Raw genomic sequence first — 20724 nt, forward strand, 5'->3', positions numbered from 1 at the left:
GCGTCCTCTTTTTTCATGCGTTTAAAAGGAGAAATGCTATGAGTTTATACAGATTCATCGCTTCAGACAATCCCTTGCCCGAAATCGATCAAAGCGGTTTTATCAGGATGAAGGTCAGGGATCTGAAGAAAATGATCCCCGTCCCCAGATCGCCGCTACCCCTGGCATCCTGGGATGAACTTGATGAAAATACCGAGGTCTTATACGCGGAGAGCGAAGAGGATACCGGCGGCTTGCATATTTCTATCTGTGACAACCCGCCTTTCGGCCTGGAGCGCTATATAACGAAAGCATACGTCTACTGGCTTGGTGGGAGATTTCATTCCAAATGCGTAGACCAACTGCATCATTACATACAAACAAACATCCGTGAGGAAGACAGGGTTGAACTCTGGTCCATCTGGTTTGGAGATAATCCGGAAGCAAAACTGTGCAAAACAATCGTGCTTTCGGAATTGACAGTGGCTGATCTCGAATTGCTTCGAAGTCATTGGCACTGTTGCATCATGATAGAGTGAAAGAGGCGCCCCTAAGTGAGGTAACCCAAAAAGGTATCGAAAATAGGCGCACATGTATTCACCGAGTGGAATACATGTGCGTTTTTTGTTGCACTGCGCAAGAAAAGTCCATTAAGTCAGAAAAGTTCTATGATTTGTGTGAAAAGTCCAATCATTCTTTATATCCGTCAAATTCATGCGCTTGTGGGAACAAGATTGTCCACTAGGAGCGCAAGAACCCTCATAGGAAAAGAAGGCCGTAACGCCAATATATTTAGCGTAAATTGAAAATGAGTGCACAAGCGCGAAGACATAAGCGCTGCGAAGACATGAGCAATGAGGCAAGCGATGACCGAAAGCAGAAGGCGGTGCTGAATTTGGAGAAGATTCAGGAAAAACCGAGGATGATTCAGGAATACGTCCCTGGCAAACAGGTGACCTTGGCTCATCTGATCGCCAACCCCAAAAAAGACCTCTGCGAGCGCCTGGGCTTGGAGTCCTGTTCGGCCATCGGCATCCTGACGATCACCCCCAGCGAAGCCGCCATCATCGCCGCCGACGTGGCCACCAAGACAGCTGCCGTCGAGATCGGGTTCCTGGACCGGTTCACCGGATCTCTGGTCATCAGCGGCAACGTTTCCGCCGTGGAAGCCGCCCTTCAGCAGGTGACCAACATGCTCTGCAACCAACTGGCCTTTTCCGCCGCCAAGCTGACCCGCTCCTGATGGTTGCGGCCATGAAGCGCGTCATGCTCATCGGCCCCGTCGGCGCCGGAAAAACAACCCTGATCCAAGCCTTGCAGCGGCTTACCGGTGGAACCGGCGAGGGACCCACCGAGGAAGTCGCCCAGGAAGTCGCCCAGGAAGTCGCTCAGGAACTCGCTGAGGAACCCACTAAGCCCACTGCCGACAAAGCCGCCAAAACCCAGATGATCCTCTACCAAGACGGCATGATCGACACACCGGGCGAGTACATCCAGTCTCCCCGTTTTTACGCGGCATTGCAGGTAACTGCAGCCGACGCCGCCCTGATCCTCCTCGTCCATGATGCCACGAAACGCAGCGTATCCGTTCCACCCGGCTTCGCCGGCATGTTCGCCTGTCCTGTCATCGGCGTGGTCACCAAGATCGACCACCCGGAAGCAGACCGGCAGACGGCGGCGGCCCGCCTCAGACAGGCAGGAATCAGAGAAGCAATGTTCTTTGTTTCCGCCCGCACCGGCGAAGGCCTGGCGGAATTGCATACATTCCTCGCCGAAAGGGGGTGCAACCATGGGTGAAGCATTAGGTTTGGTCGAAACAAAAGGCCTCGTCGGCGCTATCGAAGCGGCTGACGCGATGGTCAAAGCAGCCAACGTCATCCTCGTTGGTTACGAAAAAATCGGCTCCGGTCTCGTTACGGTTATGGTCCGCGGCGATGTGGGCGCCATCAAGGCCGCCACTGACGCCGGCGCCTGCGCCGCCGCCAAGGTCGGCGAAGTCCTGTCGGTCCACGTCATTCCGCGTCCGCATATGGATGTGGAAAAAATTCTTCCGAAATTGAAGTAATCATGAAGAAAACACGGAGGTGTTTTGATCGTGCATGAGCAGTTGATGGACAAGGTCATGGAAGAGATCAAAAAGCGCATGGAAGCGGCTGCCCCGGAAGCGCCCAAAGCGGAAGCTCCGAAAGCCGTCCTGAAAAACCCCGGCATCACCGAATTCGTCGGAACGGCCATCGGTGACACGATCGGTCTGGTCATCGCCAACGTCGATCCGATCCTGCACTCCTACATGAAACTCGATTCCAAGTATCGCTCCATCGGCATCCTGGGCGCCCGGACCGGCGCTGGCCCCCACATCATGGCCGCCGATGAAGCCGTCAAGGCCACCAACACGGAAATCGTCGCCATCGAACTGGCCCGCGACACCAAGGGCGGCGCCGGTCATGGCTGCCTGATCCTCTTCGGCGCCGAGGAAGTCTCTGACGCCCGCCGCGCCATCGAAGTGGCCCTCAAAGAACTGGACCGCACCTTCGGCGACGTCTACGCCAATGACGCCGGCCACCTGGAGATGCAGTACACCGCCCGCGCCAGCTACGCCATCAACAAGGCCTTCGGCGCCCCCCTGGGCAAAGCCTTCGGCCTGATCGTCGGCGCTCCTGCCGCCATCGGCGTCATCATGGCCGATACGGCGGTCAAGACGGCCAACGTGGACATCGTCGGCTACGCCAGCCCTGCTGCCGGCACCAGCCACTCCAACGAAGTCATCCTGCAAATCACCGGCGACTCCGGCGCCGTTCGTCAATCTGTGCTCGCCGCTAAGGAACTCGGGTTGAAGCTCATCGAAGCCATGGCCGGCCCGGCCCCTTCCGTGACGACGCCCTACATCTAAACAATAGGGAGGGATAGCGAGTGAAACGCTCCAAGCGCTTCGAAGCCCTGGCAGCCCGCCCCGTCAACCAGGACGGATTCGTGGTCGAGTGGCCGGAAGTTGGTCTCATCGCCATGGGCAGCCCCAATGACCCCGTACCCAGCATCAAAGTCGTGAATGGGAAAGTCGTCGAACTGGACGGCAAGCGACGGGAAGACTTCGACTTCATCGATCAATTCATCGCCGACTACGCCATCGACGCCACCATCGCCGAAAAAGCCATGGCGATGGACAGCCTGGCTATCGCCAAGATGCTTGTCGACATCAACGTCTCCCGTGACGAGGTTGTCAAAGTGGCTCGCGGCCTCACCCCCGCCAAACTGGTCGATGTCTTCGACAAGATGAACGTCGTCGAAATGATGATGGCCGTCCAGAAGATGCGGGCTCGCAAGATCCCCTCCAACCAGTGCCACGTCACCAACCTCCAAGACAACCCGGTGCAAATCGCCGCCGACGCCGCCGAAGCGGCCCTGCGCGGATTTGATGAAATGGAAACGACCGTCGGCGTTGTCCGCTACGCCCCCTTCAACGCCCTCTCCCTGCAGGTCGGCGGTCAGGTCGGCCGCGGCGGCGTCCTGATCCAGTGCGCCCTGGAAGAAGCGACCGAACTGCTCCTGGGCATGCGCGGCATCACCGCCTACGCCGAAACTATCTCCGTCTACGGCACGGAAAACGTCTTCGTTGACGGCGACGACACCCCCTGGTCCAAAGGCTTCCTGGCCTCCGCCTACGCCTCCCGGGGCCTGAAGATGCGCTTCACCTCCGGCACCGGCTCGGAAGTGCAGATGGGCTACGCCGAAGGCAAGTCCATGCTCTACCTGGAGATCCGCTGCATCCTGGTCACCAAGGGCGCCGGCGTCCAGGGCCTGCAAAACGGCTCCATCTCCTGCATCGGCGTGCCGGGCGCTGTCCCCTCGGGCATCCGCGCCGTCCTCGCCGAGAACCTCTGCACCACCATGCTCGACCTGGAAGTCGCCTCCGGCAACGACCAGACCTTCTCCCACTCCGACATGCGCCGGACCGCTCGCCTGCTGATGCAGATGCTTCCGGGCACCGACTTCATCACCTCCGGCTACAGCGCCACGCCGAACTATGACAACATGTTCGCCGGCTCCAACGTGGACGCTGAAGACTTCGATGATTTCAACATCATCCAGCGCGACCTGAAGGTCGACGGCGGCCTGCGCCCCGTTTCGGAAGCGGAAGTCATCGCCGTCCGGAACAAAGCGGCCAAAGCCCTCCAGGTGGTCTTCCGCGAACTGGGCTTCCCGGCCATCACCGACGAGGAAGTGGAAGCGGCCACCTACGCTCATGGCAGCAAGGACATGCCGCCCCGGAACGTCGTCGAGGACCTGAAAGCTGCCGAAGAGATGATGAACCGCGGTATCACCGGCATCGACATCGTCAAAGCCCTGGCCAAGAACGGCTTTGCCGACATCGCCCAGAACGTCCTGAACATGCTCAAGCAGCGCATCTCCGGCGACTACCTGCACACCTCGTCCATCCTGGACAAGGACTTCAACGTCGTCAGCGCCGTCAACTGCTGCAACGACTATGCCGGCCCCGGAACGGGCTATCGCATGAGCAAGGAACGCTGGGACGAGATTCAGAACATCAGCCAGGCCATCAAGCCGTCCGACTTTGACGTTTGATCGGGAGAGAGGTGGAACAAGGATGCAACTGAACGAGCAAGTGCTCCGTGAGATCGTACTGCAAGTCCTGCAAGGCATGGAAGCGCCGGCCGCCGCGCCCGCCAAGACGGTCGTCACCGGACGTCCCATGACCATCAGCGAAAAAGGCGAAGCCCGTCCGGGCGCGAAGAGCGACGAAGTCGTCGTCGCCCTGGCCCCGGCTTTTGCGAAATATCAGAACAAGACCATCGTCAACATCCCCCACAGCGATGTCCTCCGCGAAATCATCGCCGGCATCGAAGAAGAAGGGATGCGCGCCCGGGTCATCCGCGTGACCCGCTCCTCTGACGTGGCCTTCGTCGCCCATGACGGCACCAAGATCAGCGGCTCCGGCATCGCCATCGGGATCCAGTCCCGGGGCACCACGGTCATTCACCAGAAAGACCTGCCGCCCCTCAGCAACCTGGAGCTGTTCCCCCAATCGCCCTTGCTCGACCTGCCGGCCTACCGGGCCATCGGCCGCAACGCCGCCAAGTACGCCAAAGGCGAGTCCCCGACGCCGGTTCCCACGAAAAACGACCAGATGGCCCGGCCCAAGTTCCAGGCCAAAGCGGCCGTGCTGCACATCAAGGAAACGGAACACGTCGTTCCCGGCGCCAAGCCGGTTGAACTTCAAGTACAGTTCTAGAAGGTGGTGACGGGAATGAATGAAAAAATGCTCGAAGAACTGGTCCGCCAGGTGCTCGCATCGGTGACCCAGGCGCCCGCCGCGTCTGCCGCTCCGGCTCCCGCCCAAGCTTGCGCCAAGCTGGATCCTAAAGCCGACTACCCCCTGGCCACGAAGCGGCCGGAACTGCTGAAATCGCCCACCGGCAAAAAACTCGGCGACATCACCCTGGACAACGTCCTAAGCGGCGCCGTGACTGCCGATGATGTGCGGATTACCCCGGAAACCCTGCGGATGCAAGCGGAAATCGCCGACGGCGTCGGCCGCGTCCAGTTTGCCGCCAACCTGCGCCGGGCTGCCGAACTGACGGCCATCCCTGACGCGCGCATCCTCGAGATCTACAACGCCCTGCGCCCGTACCGCTCCACGAAAGCAGAGCTGTTGGCCATCGCTGACGAACTGGACAACAAGTTCGCCGCCAAAATCAATGCCGCTTTTGTGCGGGAAGCCGCCGATGTGTATGAGCGCCGGAACCGCCTGAAAGCGGAGTAGGGAAGTGAACGCTCATGGCCATTGTGGCGGGCGTCGATATCGGCAACTCCACCACGGAGGTATGCATCGCCCGGGTCAGTGATTCGGGAGAGATGCAGTTTCTGAGCAGCGGCATCATCAAAACGACCGGCATCAAGGGAACGACTGCCAATATCCCCGGGATCCGCATGGCCCTCGCCGACGCCCTCAAAAGCGCCGGCGTGGACATGCACGATCTGAAGCAGATCCGCTTTAACGAAGCCACCCCTGTCATCGGCGACCTGGCCATGGAGACGATCACCGAAACGATCATCACCGAGTCGACCATGATCGGTCACAACCCGGGCACACCGGGCGGACTCGGCCTCGGCGTCGGCAAGACGGTGGCTTTTGGCGAACTGGACCAGGTCCTCTCCGGGGAAAAGGTGATCGTCGTCATCCCGGCCGGCATCGACTTTGCCGATGCCGCCCAGTCCCTCAATTGGGCTTTTGACCGGGGTGTTTTGATCGAAGGGGCCATCGCCTGCCAGGACGATGCGGTATTGATCGCCAACCGGCTCGAAAAGACGATCCCCATCGTCGACGAAGTCACCCTCATCGACAAAGTGCCCCTGGGCATGCTGGCCGCTGTGGAAGTGACCGAGCCGGGGAACACGATCCAGACCCTGTCGAACCCCTACGGCATCGCCACCGTCTTCCACCTAACGCCGGAAGAGACCAAAATGGTCGTGCCCATCGCCCGGGCGCTGATCGGCAACCGCTCCGCCGTCGTCGTCCGGACACCCCAGGGCGATGTGAAAGCCCGCACCATCCCCGCCGGCGCGATCACCATCTTCGGCCAGCGCCACCGCGAAGAGATCGACGTCGACGCAGGATCGACCAAGATCATGCAGGCCGTCGAACGGGTCCAGCCGGTCGTGGATGTGAAAGGGGAGCCGGGCACCAACGCCGGCGGCATGCTGGAGCGGGTCCGCCAGGTCATGAGCGACCTGACGGGCCAGCCCCTCAACCAGATGAACATCCAGGACCTGCTCAGCGTCGATACCTTCATCCCCCAAGAGGTGCGCGGCGGCCTGGCCGGCGAGTTCGCCCTCGAAAACGCCGTCGCCCTGGCGGCGATGGTCAAGACGAGCCGCCTGCCGATGCAGCAGATCGCCGATCAACTGACGGCCCAGCTAGGCATCCCCGTCGTCATCGCCGGCGTGGAAGCCAACATGGCCGTCCTCGGGGCCTTGACGACACCGGGCACGGACAAGCCCCTGGCCATCTTGGACATGGGCGGCGGTTCGACCGACGCGGCCATCGCCACCCGAGACGGCAAGACCCACTCGATCCACCTGGCGGGCGCCGGAGACATGGTCACCATGCTGATCAACTCGGAACTGGGTCTGAACGACATCGACCTGGCCGAGGACATCAAGAAGCACTCCCTGGCCAAGGTAGAAAGCCTCTACCATGTCCGCCTGGAAGACGGCACGGTGCGTTTTTATGAAGAACACCTGCCGCCCCAGGTCTTCGCCCGGGTCGTCATCTTGAAGGAAAGCGGCATGGTCCCCATCCCGACGACCCACTCGCTGGAGAAGATCCGCCATGTGCGCCGGGAAGCCAAGAAGAAGGTCTTCGTCACCAACGCCTTGCGCGCCCTGGCCCGGGTGGCCCCCACCGGCAACGTCCGTCACATCGAGTTCGTCGTCATGGTGGGCGGTTCGGCCCTCGACTTCGAGGTCGCCGACATGGTGGCCGACGCCTTGGCCGAATACGGCATCGTCTGCGGCCGCGGCAACATCCGCGGGACCGAAGGTCCCCGCAACGCTGTCGCCACCGGCCTGGTGCTCACCTACACCGGCGACGGGAGGTGAGCAGGCGATGTCCAATGAACGGGCGCCGGCAAGACCGTCTGTCATCATCTTCTACGCACCCCACGACGGTTGCCAGCGCAAGCTGCGGGAGTTGAACGCCGGACTCGAAGAGGAAGGCATCCCCGCCGCATCCCGGACCGTGGAGACGGGTGATCTGAGCCAGATCGCCCACCAGGCTGCCCATGCGTCCCAACTGGGCGTCGGCATCAGTGTCATCGGCGGCCTGGGGATGTGCATCCACCACCGCCGCCTGCCGGAAAACCGTCCCTTGTTCCTGCTCGATGAGACGGGAAGGCCGGCCGACTGGCGCCGTTTTGGCTACAACGCGGCGCGGCTGGTCAAGGGGACGGCCTTCAAGCTGGAATCGGATCCCGAACTGGCGATCCGAAGCGGGAAGGGCGACAAAGCGGCGGGAGCGGCGGGAGCGACAGGTCGAGCGGAATCAAGTCTCAGTAATATAGCAGATTCAACCATTGGAGCCGCCCAATCGGGCGTTGAAGAACCGCTCGATCAAGTGATCGCCCGGATCGTCGCCAAGATCCTGGCGGAGCAAGGCCCGATGCAAGGCAAGGCATCGAATCAAGGCGAGGCGAAGGGGGTGAACCCGTGGTCCAAAATGCCCTGGGGTTGATTGAAGCCGTCGGCATGGCCGCAGCCGTTGAGGCTGCCGATGCTGCCGTCAAAGCGGCGAACATTGAATTGCTCGGTTACGAACTGACCAAAGGCGGCGGCATGGTCCTGATCAAGCTGGTCGGCGACGTGGGCGCCGTCAAGGCAGCCGTCGCGGCCGGCGCAGAAGCGGCCCGCAAAGTCAACAAGGTCGCCGCGACCCATGTCATCGCCCGCCCGCACAGTGAAATCAAGGGCGTCATCTTCAACCGGGAAACAGTCACCACGAAGGCGTCCGGATCGAAGGTTGTTTCCGAAACCCCGCCTGCGTCGGACGCTTCGACGGGAAGCGAACCGGATGCCGAACCTGAGCCTGCGCCAGCATCTGCGCCCGAAGCGATCGCCGAACCGGCGAGCGAGCCTGTGCTCGAACCGGAGAGCGAACCAGTGATCGAAGCGGCGCCAGAGCCGGAGACAGAACCTGCGTCTGAATCGGTATCCGAACCTGTTTTGGAACCGGTATCAGAACTTGTGACAGAACCGGCCTCTCCATACACCTGCAACCTCTGCGGCGATCCCCGCTGTCCCCGGAAAAAAGGGGAGCCCCGCAGCACCTGCATGCACCACAAAGCCTAAGGAGGTATGACCGATGCGAGGAGAAGCTCTGGGCATGGTGGAAACCAAAGGTCTCGTCGGCGCCGTAGAAGCTGCCGACGCCATGGTGAAAGCGGCCAACGTGAATTTGATCGGTTATGAAAAAATCGGTTCCGGCCTGGTCACCGTCTTCGTCCGCGGCGACGTCGGCGCTGTCAAAGCGGCTGTCGACTCCGGCGCCGTTGCAGCCCAAAAAGTCGGCGAACTGGTCGCCGTCCATGTCATTCCCCGCCCCCATATGGACGTGGAAAAAATCATTCCCAAATTCGAGGCCTGATCCTTGTGTCTTCGGACGCAGGGCAGAAGTAGGTGAAACCGTTGGACTCCAAACTGATGGAACAGATCATCACCCAAGTGGTCATCGCCCTGCAGGAGCGCTTCCCCGATGGGGAAGCGCCTCCGAAGGGGATCCCCGTCGGCATCTCTAACCGCCATATCCACCTCTCCACGACGGACGCGGCCATCCTTTTCGGGGAAGGTCACGCCTTGACGAAGATGAAGGACCTCAAACAGGAAGGCGAGTACGCCGCCGAAGAGACGGTCACCCTCATCGGTCCGAAAGGCGTCCTGCGCGGCGTCCGCGTCCTCGGTCCCTTGCGGGGCAAAACCCAGGTGGAAATCTCCTGCACCGACGGCTTCACCCTCGGCATCAACGCCCCGGTCCGCGATTCCGGCCAGACCCAGGGAGCGCCGGGGATTTCCATCGCCGGTCCCTGCGGCGCCCTCATGCTGAGAGAAGGCGTCATCTGCGCGGCCCGGCATATTCATATGAGCCCCGCTGAGGCGGAAGCCCTCCGCCTCCATGACCAGGACCGCATCAACATCGAGAGCTTCGGACCGCGCGGCGTCATCTTCAAAAACGTGCTGATCCGGGTCCACCCCAAGTTCCGCTTGGAGATGCACCTGGATGTCGATGAGGCCAACGCCGCCGGCCTGAAAAACAACGACCCCGTTTACCTCTACCGGCCGGAGTGAAAGGAGGCGGGCGTTGATGGATGAAGAACTGATCCGCCGCGTGATGGAAGAAGTGATGCGGCGCATCCGCCAGGCCTCGGACGAAACAACCGCTGATAGCGCTCCCGCAACACCCCGGTCCTCTGTGATGGCCATCTTCACCGGCGGCACCATCGGCAGAGAGGAGGGGCTCGCGGCCCTTAAAGAGTTGCAGGAAGACGCCTGCCACCTGACGGTCGTCCTCTCTAGGGCTGCCGAAACGATTATCGGCGCCGAACGGGTGCGCCAGCACCTGGGCGAAGACGTGACGATCGTGACGCCCGACTCTCCTTATCCCGGCAAGGCGCTCCGGCAAGCGGACCTGGTCATCGTGCCTGTGCTGACACAGAACACCATGGCCAAGCTGGCCCACACCCTGTCTGATACGTTGCCTACAACGCTGATCATGCAGGCGCTCATGCTGGGCAAGCCGGTCATCGCCGCCGAAAACGCCGCTGACCCTCGGGACAGTTGGCGAGCGGGCCTGGAGATGGATAAAGCCCCCATCGTCCTGGTGCGGGCCTTTCAGGAGAATCTGCGCAAGGTGCGCGACTTCGGCGTCAACCTGACCGATGTGCGCAACCTGGGCCGGGAAGCCCGGCGGGCGCTGGAACGTTCACACGCCGGCGGCAGGGAAGCGGCAGCGCCGCAAGCCGCTGCGCCGGCGAAAAAGAACCTCGTCGACGCCGAAAAAATCAAAGCCGTCGCTCTATCGGGCGGGCGGGTCTACACCGTCGCCCCGGGAGATCTGATCACCCCTCTGGCTCGCGACACAGCCCGGGATTACGGCGTAGAAATTATCCGGGCGAACACCTAAAAAAACCGGTGAGCCCGAGGAGGGGAGCGATCTTCCATGTGGATCGGAACGGTTGTGGGAAACGTCGTCTCCACCAGCAAGGATGAGAGCCTCGTCGGCAGCAAGCTGCTGATCGTCAAGCCCATGTCCAACAGTTCAGCCAACAAGATCGGTTTGATCGTGGCCGTTGACACGGTGGGCGCCGGAAGCGGCGAACGGGTGCTGGTCCTGCAAGGGACATCGGCCCGGCTGATTTTAAACAATAAAAACAGCGCCGTCGACGCCGCCATCGTCGGGATCATCGACAGCATCGAACTCGACGAACGGCTGCTCAACGACGCCGATTGACCGGCTCCGCGAACGGCCGGCCCGATTCGCCCGCCACGGCGGGCTAATCGGGCCGGGAGCACCCACACGGCGAAACACCGTCGAACAAGCCGGCAAGGGGTAATTTGCGATGAAAGTCTACACCAAAACAGGCGACCGGGGCGTCACCAGCCTCTTCAGCGGCCAGCGCGTTCCCAAAGACCACGCCCGTGTCGAGGTCTACGGGACCCTCGATGAAGCGAGCGCCGCCCTGGGCTTAGCCAAATCGCTCACCAAAAATGAGCAGGTCCTGTCGATCATCCACCGCCTCCAGGCGGAACTCTTCGATGTCAACGCCGACCTGGCGACCGAACTTGGGGAGGAAGGGTCAAACCGCCGGTTGAGCTACCGCCTCACCGACGACCATGCCCGCGCGCTGGAACAGGTGATCGACCGCCTGGAAGCCGCCCGGATCCCCCAAAAGGGATTTGTCATCCCTGGCGCCTCTTCCGCCGGCGCGGCCATTGACCTGGCGCGGACCATCGTCCGCCGGGCCGAACGGGCTGCGGTGAAGCTGTCCAAGTTCGCCGACGTCCACCCGCCCGTCATGGTCTACCTGAACCGCCTGTCGGACCTGCTCTTCGTGCTGGCCCGCTTTGTGGATCAGGAAGAGATGGTTGACCAAGTGACCGCCACGGTGAAGCGCATTTTGTCCGAGCAATCGGCGGCTGAGCTTTCTCCCGAAGAGCGGTCGTTTTTTGAGCAGCGGGCTCTTGAGCCGGCAAATGCTGAACCGTTGACCCCTGAGCAGCCCGCTTCCAAACAGGCGGCTGCCGACCCCCTAACCGTGACAAAAAAGGCGGCTGCCTCGACGCTGCTCGGTCGCGCCAAAGCGATGATCGAAGCCGCAGAAGCAAAAGCAGCCGAAATCGGTGTACCCATGGTGATCACCGTCGTCGATGACGGAGGAAACCTGGTGGCCCAGCACCGGATGGATGGGGCCCTGCTGGCCAGTATCGCCATCTCCCGGGACAAGGCTTACACAGCGGTGGCCTTGAAGATGTCGACCGAAGCGGCGGCGGCCTTGGCCCAGCCCTACCGGGCGCTCTACGGGCTGAACACCGTCGACGGCGGCCGGCTGGTCGTCTTCGGCGGCGGCATCCCCATCGCTGACGACGGCGTCATCATCGGCGCCATCGGGGTGAGCGGCGGTTCTGTCGAACAGGACATCGCCGTCGCGCAAGCCGGATTGGACGCCTGAGTACGCCGTGAAACAGGGAGTGAATGACCAATGAGCATCAACCAAGAGATCGTCGGCAAGATCGTCGCTGAGGTGCTGGCCAACCTGCAAGGGAAGGAAGCCAAAGCCGCGGCGCCCCAGATCCCCGGCGTCTTTGCCACCGTCGATGAATGCGTCAACGCGGCTCGTCGCGCCTACCTGCAACTGCAAACCCTATCCGTCGCCAAACGGGAAGAACTGATCGCGGCGATGCGGAAAGTCGCCTTGGCCCACGCCGAGGAACTCTCCCGTCTGGCCGTCCAGGAGACCGGCATGGGACGAGTCAGCGACAAGATCCTGAAAAACCAGTTGGTCGCCAACAAAACCCCCGGCACGGAAGACCTGACCACCACCGCCTGGACCGGTGATGACGGCTTGACGTTAGTGGAGATGGGCGCATACGGCGTCATCGGCGCAATCACGCCGACCACCAACCCTTCGGAGACGATCATCTGCAACGGCATCGGCATGATTGCCGCCGGCAACGCCGTCCTCTTCAGCCCCCACCCGACGGCGAAGAAGACCTCCTACCGGACCTTGGAGATCCTCAACAACGCCATCATCGAGGCCGGCGGCCCCGGCAACCTCCTGACCATGGTGGCCGAACCGTCCATTGAGGCGGCCAATCAGATGATGAAACACCCCGGCATCAGCCTGCTCGTCGCCACCGGCGGACCGGGCGTCGTCCAAGCCGTCCTCTCCTCCGGCAAAAAAGCCATCGGCGCCGGCGCCGGCAACCCGCCGGCCATCGTCGACGAGACGGCTGACATCCCCAAGGCCGCCCGTGACATCATCGCCGGCTGCTCCTTTGACAACAACCTGCCCTGCATCGCCGAAAAAGAGGTCATCGTCGTCGGCTCGGTCGCCGATGAGTTGATCGCCCACATGCGTCGCAACGGGGCCTACCTGATCAAAGGCTCGGAGATCGACGCCCTGCTCAAAGTGGTCATGACGGAGAAGGAAGAGCTGATCGCTCCCGGCTGCACCGTCAAACCGAAGAAGAGCTACGGCATCAACAAGTCCTGGGTCGGTAAGGACGCCCAACTCATCCTGAAGGCCATCGGCATCGACGTGCCCGACAGCATCCGCGCCGTCATCTGCGAGGTGGAAGAGGACCATCCCTTCGTCATCGAAGAGTTGATGATGCCCATCCTGCCCATCGTCCAGGTGAAAAACATCGACGCCGCCATCGAACTGGCCGTCAAGGTCGAACATGGCAATCGTCACACGGCCATCATGCACTCGAAAAACGTGGACAACCTGACCCGTCTCGCCCGGGCCATCCAGACGACCATCTTCGTCAAAAACGGCCCCTCTTACGCCGGGATTGGCGTCGGCGGCGAAGGCCACACCACCTTCACCATCGCCGGTCCGACCGGGGAAGGACTCACCTCCGCCCGGACCTTCACCCGCCAACGCCGCTGCGTCCTTGTGGAAGGCTTCAAGATCGTGTAATTTGGCGTGATTGCCGAGCAAGGCGAAATCGCATTGCCAGTCAAGAACGCGTGATTAGGATTGATGGGGCGGGGAAACCCGCCCTCTAAAAAGCGGGTGATAGAAACCGATGATCGAAAAAATCGTCAACGCCGTGAAGGCCGCTGGTGTGGTGGGGGCCGGTGGGGCTGGTTTTCCTACGCATGTGAAAATAAACGCGAAAGCGGATTTTATCATCGCCAACGGCGCTGAATGTGAACCGCTGCTGCGCGCCCACCAGCAGATCATGGCTGTCGAGAGCGACAAGGTCGTCCTCGGGATGATCGCCGTCATGCTGGCCACCGGGGCGACGAAGAGTTACATCGCCCTCAAAAAGAAGTACACCGCCGCCGCCGAGGCCCTGGAAAAATCCATCGCCACCCATGCGCCGGGGCGGATCGAACTCTTCTTCATGCCTGATTTTTACCCGGCCGGCGACGAGCAGGTCATGGTCTATGAGGTGACCGGGCGGATCGTGCCCGAAGGCGGCATCCCCTTGCAGGTGGGCGTCGTCGTCATCAACGTGGAGACACTGCTCAACGTCACTCGGGCCATGGATGGCATTCCCGTCACCGAAAAGTACGTCACCGTCTCCGGCGCCGTGCATAAGCCAGTGACCCTGAAAGTCCCCGTCGGCGTCTCCGTGAGCCGCCTGGTGGAAGCCGCTGGCGGCGCGAAGATCGACGACTACGCCCTGATCGACGGCGGCCCCATGATGGGACGCCTGATCGAAAAGGACGCCCCGGTCACCAAGACGACCGGCGGCATCCTCGTCCTGCCGAAGGACCACCCGCTGATCGTCAGCCGCCAGTTGCCCTGGCAAGCGGCGCTCAACCGAGCCAAATCGGTCTGCTGCGCCTGCCGCGCCTGCACGGACAGTTGCCCTCGCCACCTGCTCGGTCACGGCCTGGAGCCGCACCGGATTATGCAGGCTGTCGGCAACGGCCTCTCCGGTAGCGCCTCGACCATGCTGACGAGCGCCTTTCTCTGTTCCGAATGCGGGGCTTGTGACAGCTTCGGCTGCACCATGGGGCTGTCGCCGCGCCGCGTCAACGCCGAACTGAAGCGGCAGATGAGCGCCGCCGGCATCAAAAACCCCCATCACAACAAGCCGCTCCGCGCAGGCTCGCACCGTAGCAACCGGCGCATCCCCATCAAACGCCTCGTCTCCCGGCTGGGTCTGTACGAGTATGACGTCCCCGCGCCGCTGGTCGATGAGCTCCTGGCCGCGGACGAAGTGCGCTTGACCTTGCGGCAGCACATCGGCGCGCCGGCTGTCCTCGCGGTGAGCGTCGGTGACAAGGTCACGGTCGGGCAATTGGTGGCCGCCATCCCGGAAGGAGCGGCGGTCAGCGCCAACATCCATGCCAGCATCGACGGCGTCGTCGTCTCGACGGAAAACGGCGTCACAATCCGGGCGGAAGCCTGAGAGGGGAGGGGAAGCAATGAAAAACGCCATCGGCATGTTGGAGATTGAAAATGTGACCCAGGGCATCCTCGTCGCCGACACCATGCTCAAGTCCGGCAACGTGGAACTGCTCCTGGCCCAGCCCCTCTGCCCGGGCAAGTACGTCATTCTCGTTAGCGGCGACGTCGGGGCCGTCCAGAGCGCCGTCCGCAGCGGCCAGGTGATCGGGAAGGACCATGTAGTCAACGACTTCGTCCTGCCCAACGTCCATCCGACCGTCTTCCCGGCGTTGACTGGTTGCACCGAAGTCAAGCAGATCCGGGCGCTCGGCGTGATTGAGACCTACTCGGTCGCCTCAGCCGTCGTCGCTGCCGACCAGGCCGTGAAGGCCGCCGCCGTCGAACTGATCGAGATCCGCCTGGCCCGCGGCCTCGGCGGCAAAGCCGTCGTCTCGCTCACCGGCGACGTAGGCGCTGTCACCGCCGCCATCAAGGCCGGCAGCCACATCATCGCCGACAGCGGATTCCTGGTCGATCAGATCGTTATCCCGGCGCCGCACAAGGGGTTGCAGACGAGCATTTTCTAGGAGAGTATTTTCCGAGACTAGCATTTTCTTAAGCAGAACGGTATCGGCTTATGATACGGGCCGGCTACTTCTATAGCGATAAGGTTTCGAAGTAGCCGGTCGAGTTTACCTCGTTTCTACCCTATTTTCTACTCTGTTTCACGCTAAGTCGTCTTAAGTAAGCGTAAAAGAGCAAGAAACCAGTCCCATTGAAAAGAGCGATTATTTGAATACACAGATAATTGCAATAGTCGAAAAAATGAACAATTCAGAAGAGAGGATGTTTACCAATGAATTATTTGTTCGGCGAGTTTTTCGGCACCGTTGTGCTGCTCATCTTCGGCGCTGGCGTCGTGGCGAACGTGTTGTTGAAAGGTTCTAAGGCGGAGGGATCCGGTTGGCTGGTTATCACCGCAGGCTGGGCCTTTGCTGTCATCATGGGCATCGCTTCTTCTGTCGCTACCGGCGGACAGGGAGACCTGAACCCGGCTGTGACGCTGGCCAAAACGCTGATCGGCGTCTACACCTTCTCTGAAGCCGTAGCAATCATGGGTGTGCAGGTCGCTGGCGCTATCGTCGGTTCCGCTGTCGTCTGGCTGGCCTTCCTGCCCCACTGGGAACTGACCGAGGACAAGGGCGCCAAGCTGGGCATCTTCTGCACCGCTCCCGCCGTTCGCAACACCCCGGCCAACCTGCTCTGTGAGATCATCGCCACCATCATGCTCATCGTCCCTGTCTTCGCCCTGACCTCCAAAGCCGTCGCCGTTCCCGCCGGCATGGTTCCCTACATGGTTGGCATCCTGATCTGGGGCATCGGCCTGAGCCTCGGCGGCCCCACTGGCTACGCCATCAACCCTGCCCGTGATCTGGGACCCCGCATTGCCCACGCTATCCTGCCTATTGCTGGCAAGGGCGGTTCTGATTGGGGCTATGCTTGGATTCCTGTTGTAGGTCCCTTCATCGGTGGGGTTTGTGCCTATTACATCGCGCTTGCTGCTGGGATTCTCAAATAGAAGCAAGGTAAAAAAGTACCACTAACTTTGCGAGGAGATTAACGTTATCTCTTTATGTAATCTGGCGCCGTTTTGTTTACGGCGCCAGATTCGTGTTGGTTGCCTTTTTTAACAAATGATTATAGGGGTAACAGAGAAAATAATGAATGGGATTAATTGGAAGAAATGTTGAAAATGATGAGTTTTGCGCTTTGTCTTATTATGCTAGTTTTGATTTTGTTCAAATTACTAACGCGCTTGGTTCGGGATTAGGAGGCCGCAGGTTCGAATCCTGTTGACCCGAGCATTTGATTTTATTGGCTTTTTTCCGATGTGCGTCCCGTGGTTTTCCTGTGTATCGAGGCCCTATACCACAAGCTGTACCACGTCGATGATGATATTGGCTTATCGTTGCGATCCGGCATTTAATTCTAATTGAAGGGGCCAAGACGATCACCTGTCCCAGCCCGTCATCTCTCTCTGAATCGAATATCGCTGGTTTCCCCGGGTGTTCTTTAGCACAGGTCAATCCGGGGTTGTCGTTAAATCCTTCTCTAGTCTATGCGGGCTGAGAAAGTTTTTTCTTTTCTTCCCGTTCCGCCAGCAAACTTTTCACCTTGTTAAACAGGGTTTGCAGGTCTTCCGTTGAAACCGCGTCCGACAGGTATACATCTGACGTTGTTCGAAGTTCACTATCCCGTCGTAACGGACTTTGAACGTGCTTTAGGCTTGACCCATTGCATAACATCGCAGATCTGACTAAGTAATGAAGCGAATGCAGTTTCACCTTTGGAAGCCCCAGGTCTATCGGATACCGTTTGAGCTTTCGGGTAAAGGATCGGGGGCAGAGGGGTTCTCCGGTTTTCTAGCATGAAATCAGATCATGGAACGCATATGCTACTGTTTCTTGGACAGCTTTACGCCTAACGCCGGGTTAATTTTGATCCGACCATCCACCACAGCCTGCCCTAATGCCAGCCGCAGACGTTGTGAATTTGCCGGATAGTTTTGTGGCTTAGCCCTTTTTGACGTTGGGGTCTTTCAGGGATCGCACCCGTCCATAATCTTGCTTCTCCGCAATCAGCTTCTGGATGTCGGTCATCACTAATCGTTGCAGTTTCATATGCCCCAAAGAGGGATGATATGAACGCGGGCCATGATTTCATACTGGGTGCTAATGCTTCGGTTTTACCTGTTACGTTGAATCGCTTTTTTTCTCCGCTCTTCGGGTTGATCGGCCAAAGGGGGGACACCCAAAGGCCGTTATCGGAACGCTGGAATGGCTTGCTGTCCTTCTCTATTCTGCCATGTTGGGTTTCTCCATATAGCTGCTTCTATTCAAATTACTCTTTGAAATATTTTTCGGAATTTTATGGTCCCGTTCGACCCCCATTCTAATTCTTGATTTATTTGTATCATTACACCACCATCAGCCCGTTATGGGGTACCTCGATTTATCCCTTTGGAAATAGTCTGTAAATATTAATAATCGAAGTATACATCGGTTACTCCTAGATGTAGAGCCAACAAAACCAATCCCTTGCTAAGACTCATGATTTAGATTAAAATGGAATGCAAGGAACTATATTCTTGAGAAATCTATTCAATTTAAGGGGTAAAAGAACATGGCTTCAGAGAATTCGTTTGATGGTTTTGTTAAAAGGCTAGGCTTTGAAAAATTTCCTTTTTCTCAATTTTCTACGGAAAATGAACTTCATATTAGAGATAAGCTATTTTACAGTCCGTCAGATTACTCCCAAATATTAGAAGCTTTTTCTTCTGGGCAATCTATGTTTGTTTTAGGTAATAGAGGCTCTGGAAAAACTGCAATGTTATACGATTTTGAGAGCAAGGTGGAAAAATCCACTTGTTTAATTGCTTGGTTAGATGATTTCACCATTTTAAACAGTCCGTTTACTTCTTGTGATTTCTACAATATGTTAATTCAGAAGATTACCGACAAAGTTTTTGAACAATTAGTTAACCAAAGGGATAGAATTGATAATATAAAACCAGAACAAAAAATGCTACTTGTATATCTTCTGAAACATTTTTTACCGGTCGTCTCCAAACCTCATCTTACCGAGCAAATTGAAAAAGTTCGATATCCTTGGTTAGTTTACATGTCTGTTAAGGTATATAATTTTATTCGTGATGCTCTCAACTATGGTGTATCCGTTGCAATGCAAGTAACTTCTGATATTATACGCCAACATTTTATGTCTCTCCCGCCTATACCAAAGGAATTAATGTTGAAAAAGTATTTTCCGGAAATCCCTTATGAAGCCGATAAGGAATTTGAACCACAAAAGGTTACTTATAGTTTTTTAGAAAGATGCTTGGAATTAGTTCAGAATTTAGGGTTTAAGCAATTTGTCCTAATAATTGATAAAATCGATGAGGATTCTCGTTTCAGTAATGATGCAGACCTTATAGCCGATTTTATTGAACCGGTTTTAACCGATAACAAATTACTTCTAAACCCTAAAATTCAACTGTTGATTTCCATATGGAACATCCCTTTTAGTATACTTATAGACAAAGTTCGTTCTCAAAAACATTTTTCTGCTACGCTTAACTGGGAAACAAGTGATCTAAAAGAAGCTTTGAATAAAAGAATTAGAGTTTTTTCAAATGAAAAAGTTCAAAAATTTGAATTGCTATTTTCTGACGACGTACTCTCCAATCACTTTAACGATATTTTTTATCTGGCTAACGGGAATCCCCGAGATCTTTGGCATATTTTCAAACATCTTTTCTATGCACAACATAAAATAGATCCTCTTTCAACATCGATCAGTAGTGGTGCAGTCAAAGAAGGCTTGAAGAATTTCGTTGAGAGCTTCAACTACTTTGAGTATTATCCTAGGAAAGCAAATGCCGCACCTCAAAGTTTAAATATTTACTCGTATATCCAACATTTGTTGAGATTGGGTAAAAAAGAATTTACTCGTAACGCTTTTAAAGAAGCTACAGGTGTAAGTGGAGGTTCAGTAAGTAATTATGTTAGTCAGATGCAAAAAATGGGGTTAATCGTAAATATTGATAGGGAAGGGACATCATTAGTATATGAGGTAAATGATCCAAAAGTAACGTACGCTATTGACAACGGTTATTCAATCATACGTTCTAATTAGTTTAATATGGGAGTAAAATTTAAACTCATCGAGTAGTAATCTCGGTGAGTTTTTTAGTGCGCCTGGCATGGACGTTGTCTGTAGGGTTAAAGTCCCGACTATAAAACCCCTAATTGTATTTGAGCTAAGACCCTCTAGTGGGCTACAATGAGAACACATGGAGGGGATAAGAAAATGAGACGAAATCTATACCCGAAAGAACTAAAAGAGCAGAGGTCGACCGCCTAATTGACGTTCCCTATACAGGCCGCCGTCTGTTAAGGGACGCCGAAGGCGTGGCGATAGCCATTGCCCTTGATAGACGTCGGTCTGTATAGGACCCTGCAAGGGGCGGTGACGGCGGTCCCGAAAAACAGCGCAGTTAATTTTGTGAAACTCTACGAAAAACAGCGAATAAGGGGTCTAGGCTCTAGAATTAGGGGTTTGAACCGGGGTTGATGGATGTTGGCAAGTGCCCTTTTTTATTCCGGAAACCCGGTTCTGCACTTTTCGGTTACCGTTTTATGCACTTTTATTATGCCGAAAACACCCGAAGAGTTACCGTTCCAAATCCGGTGGGGAACATGACCCATTTGCTCAAAGAGCTGCTTTATTCCTTCAAGGTAGCATTCAGGCACCGGGTAGGCAATTGCGGCGTTGCTGTATGCGGTGTTTGTCAACATAGTTGTCGCATGAACTTATTGCAAGACCGCCTGTCTTGACAAATGTGCTATTCCTATAGCACCCGACCGACGGACATACGCCTGTGAACCTTTCCCGCCGGTCGGATTTTGTCCAGTATAGCACATTCGTCAAGGCTCTCCGCTACGCTCTGACCGTAAGCGGCGGCTGCGTTAGTGCCTATTCATCATGGTTGGGATCGGCCCCTCCCTCGGGAATCCGCCTACTCTTCTTTCATTGGGTTGAGGGCGACTTT

21 protein-coding genes are annotated in these 20724 nt (G+C 57.6%); all 21 read left to right on the forward strand.

Annotated features, from left to right (window positions below; all coding sequences use genetic code 11):
* The first annotated feature begins 38 nt into the window (after positions 1-38).
* The 21 genes from GTO91_RS10150 (at position 39) to GTO91_RS10250 (ending at position 19808) form a co-directional block, all read left to right on the forward strand.
* A complete protein-coding gene (locus tag GTO91_RS10150) occupies positions 39-518 on the forward strand; it encodes a hypothetical protein (RefSeq protein ID WP_161258602.1) in 480 nt (159 codons plus the stop codon).
* A 383-nt stretch (positions 519-901) separates the two neighbouring features.
* Complete coding sequence (locus GTO91_RS10155; protein ID WP_235919517.1) at positions 902-1222, forward strand: BMC domain-containing protein; 321 nt, start codon at positions 902-904, stop codon at positions 1220-1222.
* 11 nt (positions 1223-1233) lie between these two features.
* A complete protein-coding gene (locus GTO91_RS10160) occupies positions 1234-1776 on the forward strand; it encodes a EutP/PduV family microcompartment system protein (protein WP_161258604.1) in 543 nt (180 codons plus the stop codon).
* The gene (gene pduA, locus GTO91_RS10165) at positions 1769-2044 is read left to right on the forward strand and encodes a propanediol utilization microcompartment protein PduA (protein ID WP_161258605.1); all 276 of its coding nucleotides are present in this window, start codon (positions 1769-1771) and stop codon (positions 2042-2044) included. The genes GTO91_RS10160 and pduA (GTO91_RS10165) overlap by 8 nt, the downstream gene beginning before the upstream one ends.
* A 30-nt stretch (positions 2045-2074) precedes the next feature.
* Positions 2075-2869, forward strand: a complete 795-nt coding sequence (pduB, locus tag GTO91_RS10170; protein WP_161258606.1) for a propanediol utilization microcompartment protein PduB — start codon at positions 2075-2077, stop codon at positions 2867-2869.
* 20 nt (positions 2870-2889) lie between these two features.
* Positions 2890-4560, forward strand: a complete 1671-nt coding sequence (locus GTO91_RS10175; protein WP_161258607.1) for a propanediol/glycerol family dehydratase large subunit — start codon at positions 2890-2892, stop codon at positions 4558-4560.
* 22 nt (positions 4561-4582) lie between these two features.
* The gene (locus tag GTO91_RS10180) at positions 4583-5227 is read left to right on the forward strand and encodes a propanediol/glycerol family dehydratase medium subunit (protein ID WP_161258608.1); all 645 of its coding nucleotides are present in this window, start codon (positions 4583-4585) and stop codon (positions 5225-5227) included.
* A 15-nt stretch (positions 5228-5242) separates the two neighbouring features.
* A complete protein-coding gene (locus GTO91_RS10185; RefSeq protein ID WP_161258609.1) occupies positions 5243-5758 on the forward strand; it encodes a diol dehydratase small subunit in 516 nt (171 codons plus the stop codon).
* A 14-nt stretch (positions 5759-5772) separates the two neighbouring features.
* Complete coding sequence (locus tag GTO91_RS10190) at positions 5773-7596, forward strand: diol dehydratase reactivase subunit alpha (RefSeq protein WP_161258610.1); 1824 nt, start codon at positions 5773-5775, stop codon at positions 7594-7596.
* 7 nt (positions 7597-7603) lie between these two features.
* Positions 7604-8227, forward strand: a complete 624-nt coding sequence (locus tag GTO91_RS10195; RefSeq protein WP_161258611.1) for a glycerol dehydratase reactivase beta/small subunit family protein — start codon at positions 7604-7606, stop codon at positions 8225-8227.
* The gene (locus GTO91_RS18650) at positions 8203-8841 is read left to right on the forward strand and encodes a BMC domain-containing protein (RefSeq protein ID WP_161258612.1); all 639 of its coding nucleotides are present in this window, start codon (positions 8203-8205) and stop codon (positions 8839-8841) included. Before GTO91_RS10195 ends, GTO91_RS18650 begins: the two co-directional genes overlap by 25 nt.
* A 13-nt stretch (positions 8842-8854) precedes the next feature.
* Positions 8855-9136: a propanediol utilization microcompartment protein PduA gene (gene pduA, locus GTO91_RS10205; protein WP_161258613.1), complete on the forward strand. Its 282-nt coding sequence runs from the start codon at positions 8855-8857 to the stop codon at positions 9134-9136.
* Positions 9137-9177: 41 nt separating this feature from the next.
* A complete protein-coding gene (locus GTO91_RS10210; RefSeq protein WP_407929521.1) occupies positions 9178-9834 on the forward strand; it encodes a phosphate propanoyltransferase in 657 nt (218 codons plus the stop codon).
* Between the two features lie 16 nt (positions 9835-9850).
* Positions 9851-10669: a flavoprotein gene (locus tag GTO91_RS10215; protein ID WP_235919482.1), complete on the forward strand. Its 819-nt coding sequence runs from the start codon at positions 9851-9853 to the stop codon at positions 10667-10669.
* Between the two features lie 36 nt (positions 10670-10705).
* Positions 10706-10996 carry a EutN/CcmL family microcompartment protein gene (locus GTO91_RS10220; protein WP_161258615.1) on the forward strand — a complete coding sequence of 97 codons (291 nt, stop codon included), beginning with the start codon at positions 10706-10708 and terminating at the stop codon, positions 10994-10996.
* A gap of 109 nt (positions 10997-11105) precedes the next feature.
* Positions 11106-12215, forward strand: a complete 1110-nt coding sequence (locus tag GTO91_RS18145; protein WP_235919490.1) for a cob(I)yrinic acid a,c-diamide adenosyltransferase — start codon at positions 11106-11108, stop codon at positions 12213-12215.
* Between the two features lie 30 nt (positions 12216-12245).
* On the forward strand, positions 12246-13688 hold the full coding sequence (locus GTO91_RS10230) for an aldehyde dehydrogenase family protein (RefSeq protein WP_161258616.1): 1443 nt from the start codon (positions 12246-12248) through the stop codon (positions 13686-13688).
* Between the two features lie 109 nt (positions 13689-13797).
* Complete coding sequence (locus GTO91_RS10235) at positions 13798-15135, forward strand: 4Fe-4S dicluster domain-containing protein (RefSeq protein WP_161258617.1); 1338 nt, start codon at positions 13798-13800, stop codon at positions 15133-15135.
* Between the two features lie 16 nt (positions 15136-15151).
* Positions 15152-15700: a BMC domain-containing protein gene (locus GTO91_RS10240; RefSeq protein ID WP_161258618.1), complete on the forward strand. Its 549-nt coding sequence runs from the start codon at positions 15152-15154 to the stop codon at positions 15698-15700.
* Between the two features lie 269 nt (positions 15701-15969).
* Complete coding sequence (locus tag GTO91_RS10245) at positions 15970-16692, forward strand: MIP/aquaporin family protein (RefSeq protein ID WP_161258619.1); 723 nt, start codon at positions 15970-15972, stop codon at positions 16690-16692.
* A 1604-nt stretch (positions 16693-18296) separates the two neighbouring features.
* Positions 18297-19808, forward strand: coding sequence for a P-loop ATPase, Sll1717 family (locus GTO91_RS10250; protein ID WP_161258620.1), 1512 nt, complete (start codon positions 18297-18299; stop codon positions 19806-19808).
* The last annotated feature ends 916 nt before the right edge of the window (positions 19809-20724 follow it).

Source organism: Heliomicrobium undosum (genome assembly GCF_009877425.1).
GTDB lineage: Bacteria > Bacillota > Desulfitobacteriia > Heliobacteriales > Heliobacteriaceae > Heliomicrobium > Heliomicrobium undosum.

Coding starts and splice junctions, on each gene's coding strand:
- GTO91_RS10240 (WP_161258618.1), top strand. CDS start 15,152: ATGAAAAACGCCATCGGCATGTTGGAGATTGAAAATGTGACCCAGGGC.
- GTO91_RS10150 (WP_161258602.1), top strand. CDS start 39: ATGAGTTTATACAGATTCATCGCTTCAGACAATCCCTTGCCCGAAATC.
- GTO91_RS10235 (WP_161258617.1), top strand. CDS start 13,798: ATGATCGAAAAAATCGTCAACGCCGTGAAGGCCGCTGGTGTGGTGGGG.
- GTO91_RS10185 (WP_161258609.1), top strand. CDS start 5,243: ATGAATGAAAAAATGCTCGAAGAACTGGTCCGCCAGGTGCTCGCATCG.
- GTO91_RS10250 (WP_161258620.1), top strand. CDS start 18,297: ATGGCTTCAGAGAATTCGTTTGATGGTTTTGTTAAAAGGCTAGGCTTT.
- GTO91_RS10220 (WP_161258615.1), top strand. CDS start 10,706: ATGTGGATCGGAACGGTTGTGGGAAACGTCGTCTCCACCAGCAAGGAT.
- GTO91_RS10215 (WP_235919482.1), top strand. CDS start 9,851: ATGGATGAAGAACTGATCCGCCGCGTGATGGAAGAAGTGATGCGGCGC.
- GTO91_RS10245 (WP_161258619.1), top strand. CDS start 15,970: ATGAATTATTTGTTCGGCGAGTTTTTCGGCACCGTTGTGCTGCTCATC.
- GTO91_RS10180 (WP_161258608.1), top strand. CDS start 4,583: ATGCAACTGAACGAGCAAGTGCTCCGTGAGATCGTACTGCAAGTCCTG.
- GTO91_RS18145 (WP_235919490.1), top strand. CDS start 11,106: ATGAAAGTCTACACCAAAACAGGCGACCGGGGCGTCACCAGCCTCTTC.
- GTO91_RS10230 (WP_161258616.1), top strand. CDS start 12,246: ATGAGCATCAACCAAGAGATCGTCGGCAAGATCGTCGCTGAGGTGCTG.
- GTO91_RS10195 (WP_161258611.1), top strand. CDS start 7,604: ATGTCCAATGAACGGGCGCCGGCAAGACCGTCTGTCATCATCTTCTAC.
- pduA (WP_161258605.1), top strand. CDS start 1,769: ATGGGTGAAGCATTAGGTTTGGTCGAAACAAAAGGCCTCGTCGGCGCT.
- pduA (WP_161258613.1), top strand. CDS start 8,855: ATGCGAGGAGAAGCTCTGGGCATGGTGGAAACCAAAGGTCTCGTCGGC.
- GTO91_RS10160 (WP_161258604.1), top strand. CDS start 1,234: ATGAAGCGCGTCATGCTCATCGGCCCCGTCGGCGCCGGAAAAACAACC.
- GTO91_RS10190 (WP_161258610.1), top strand. CDS start 5,773: ATGGCCATTGTGGCGGGCGTCGATATCGGCAACTCCACCACGGAGGTA.
- GTO91_RS10155 (WP_235919517.1), top strand. CDS start 902: ATGATTCAGGAATACGTCCCTGGCAAACAGGTGACCTTGGCTCATCTG.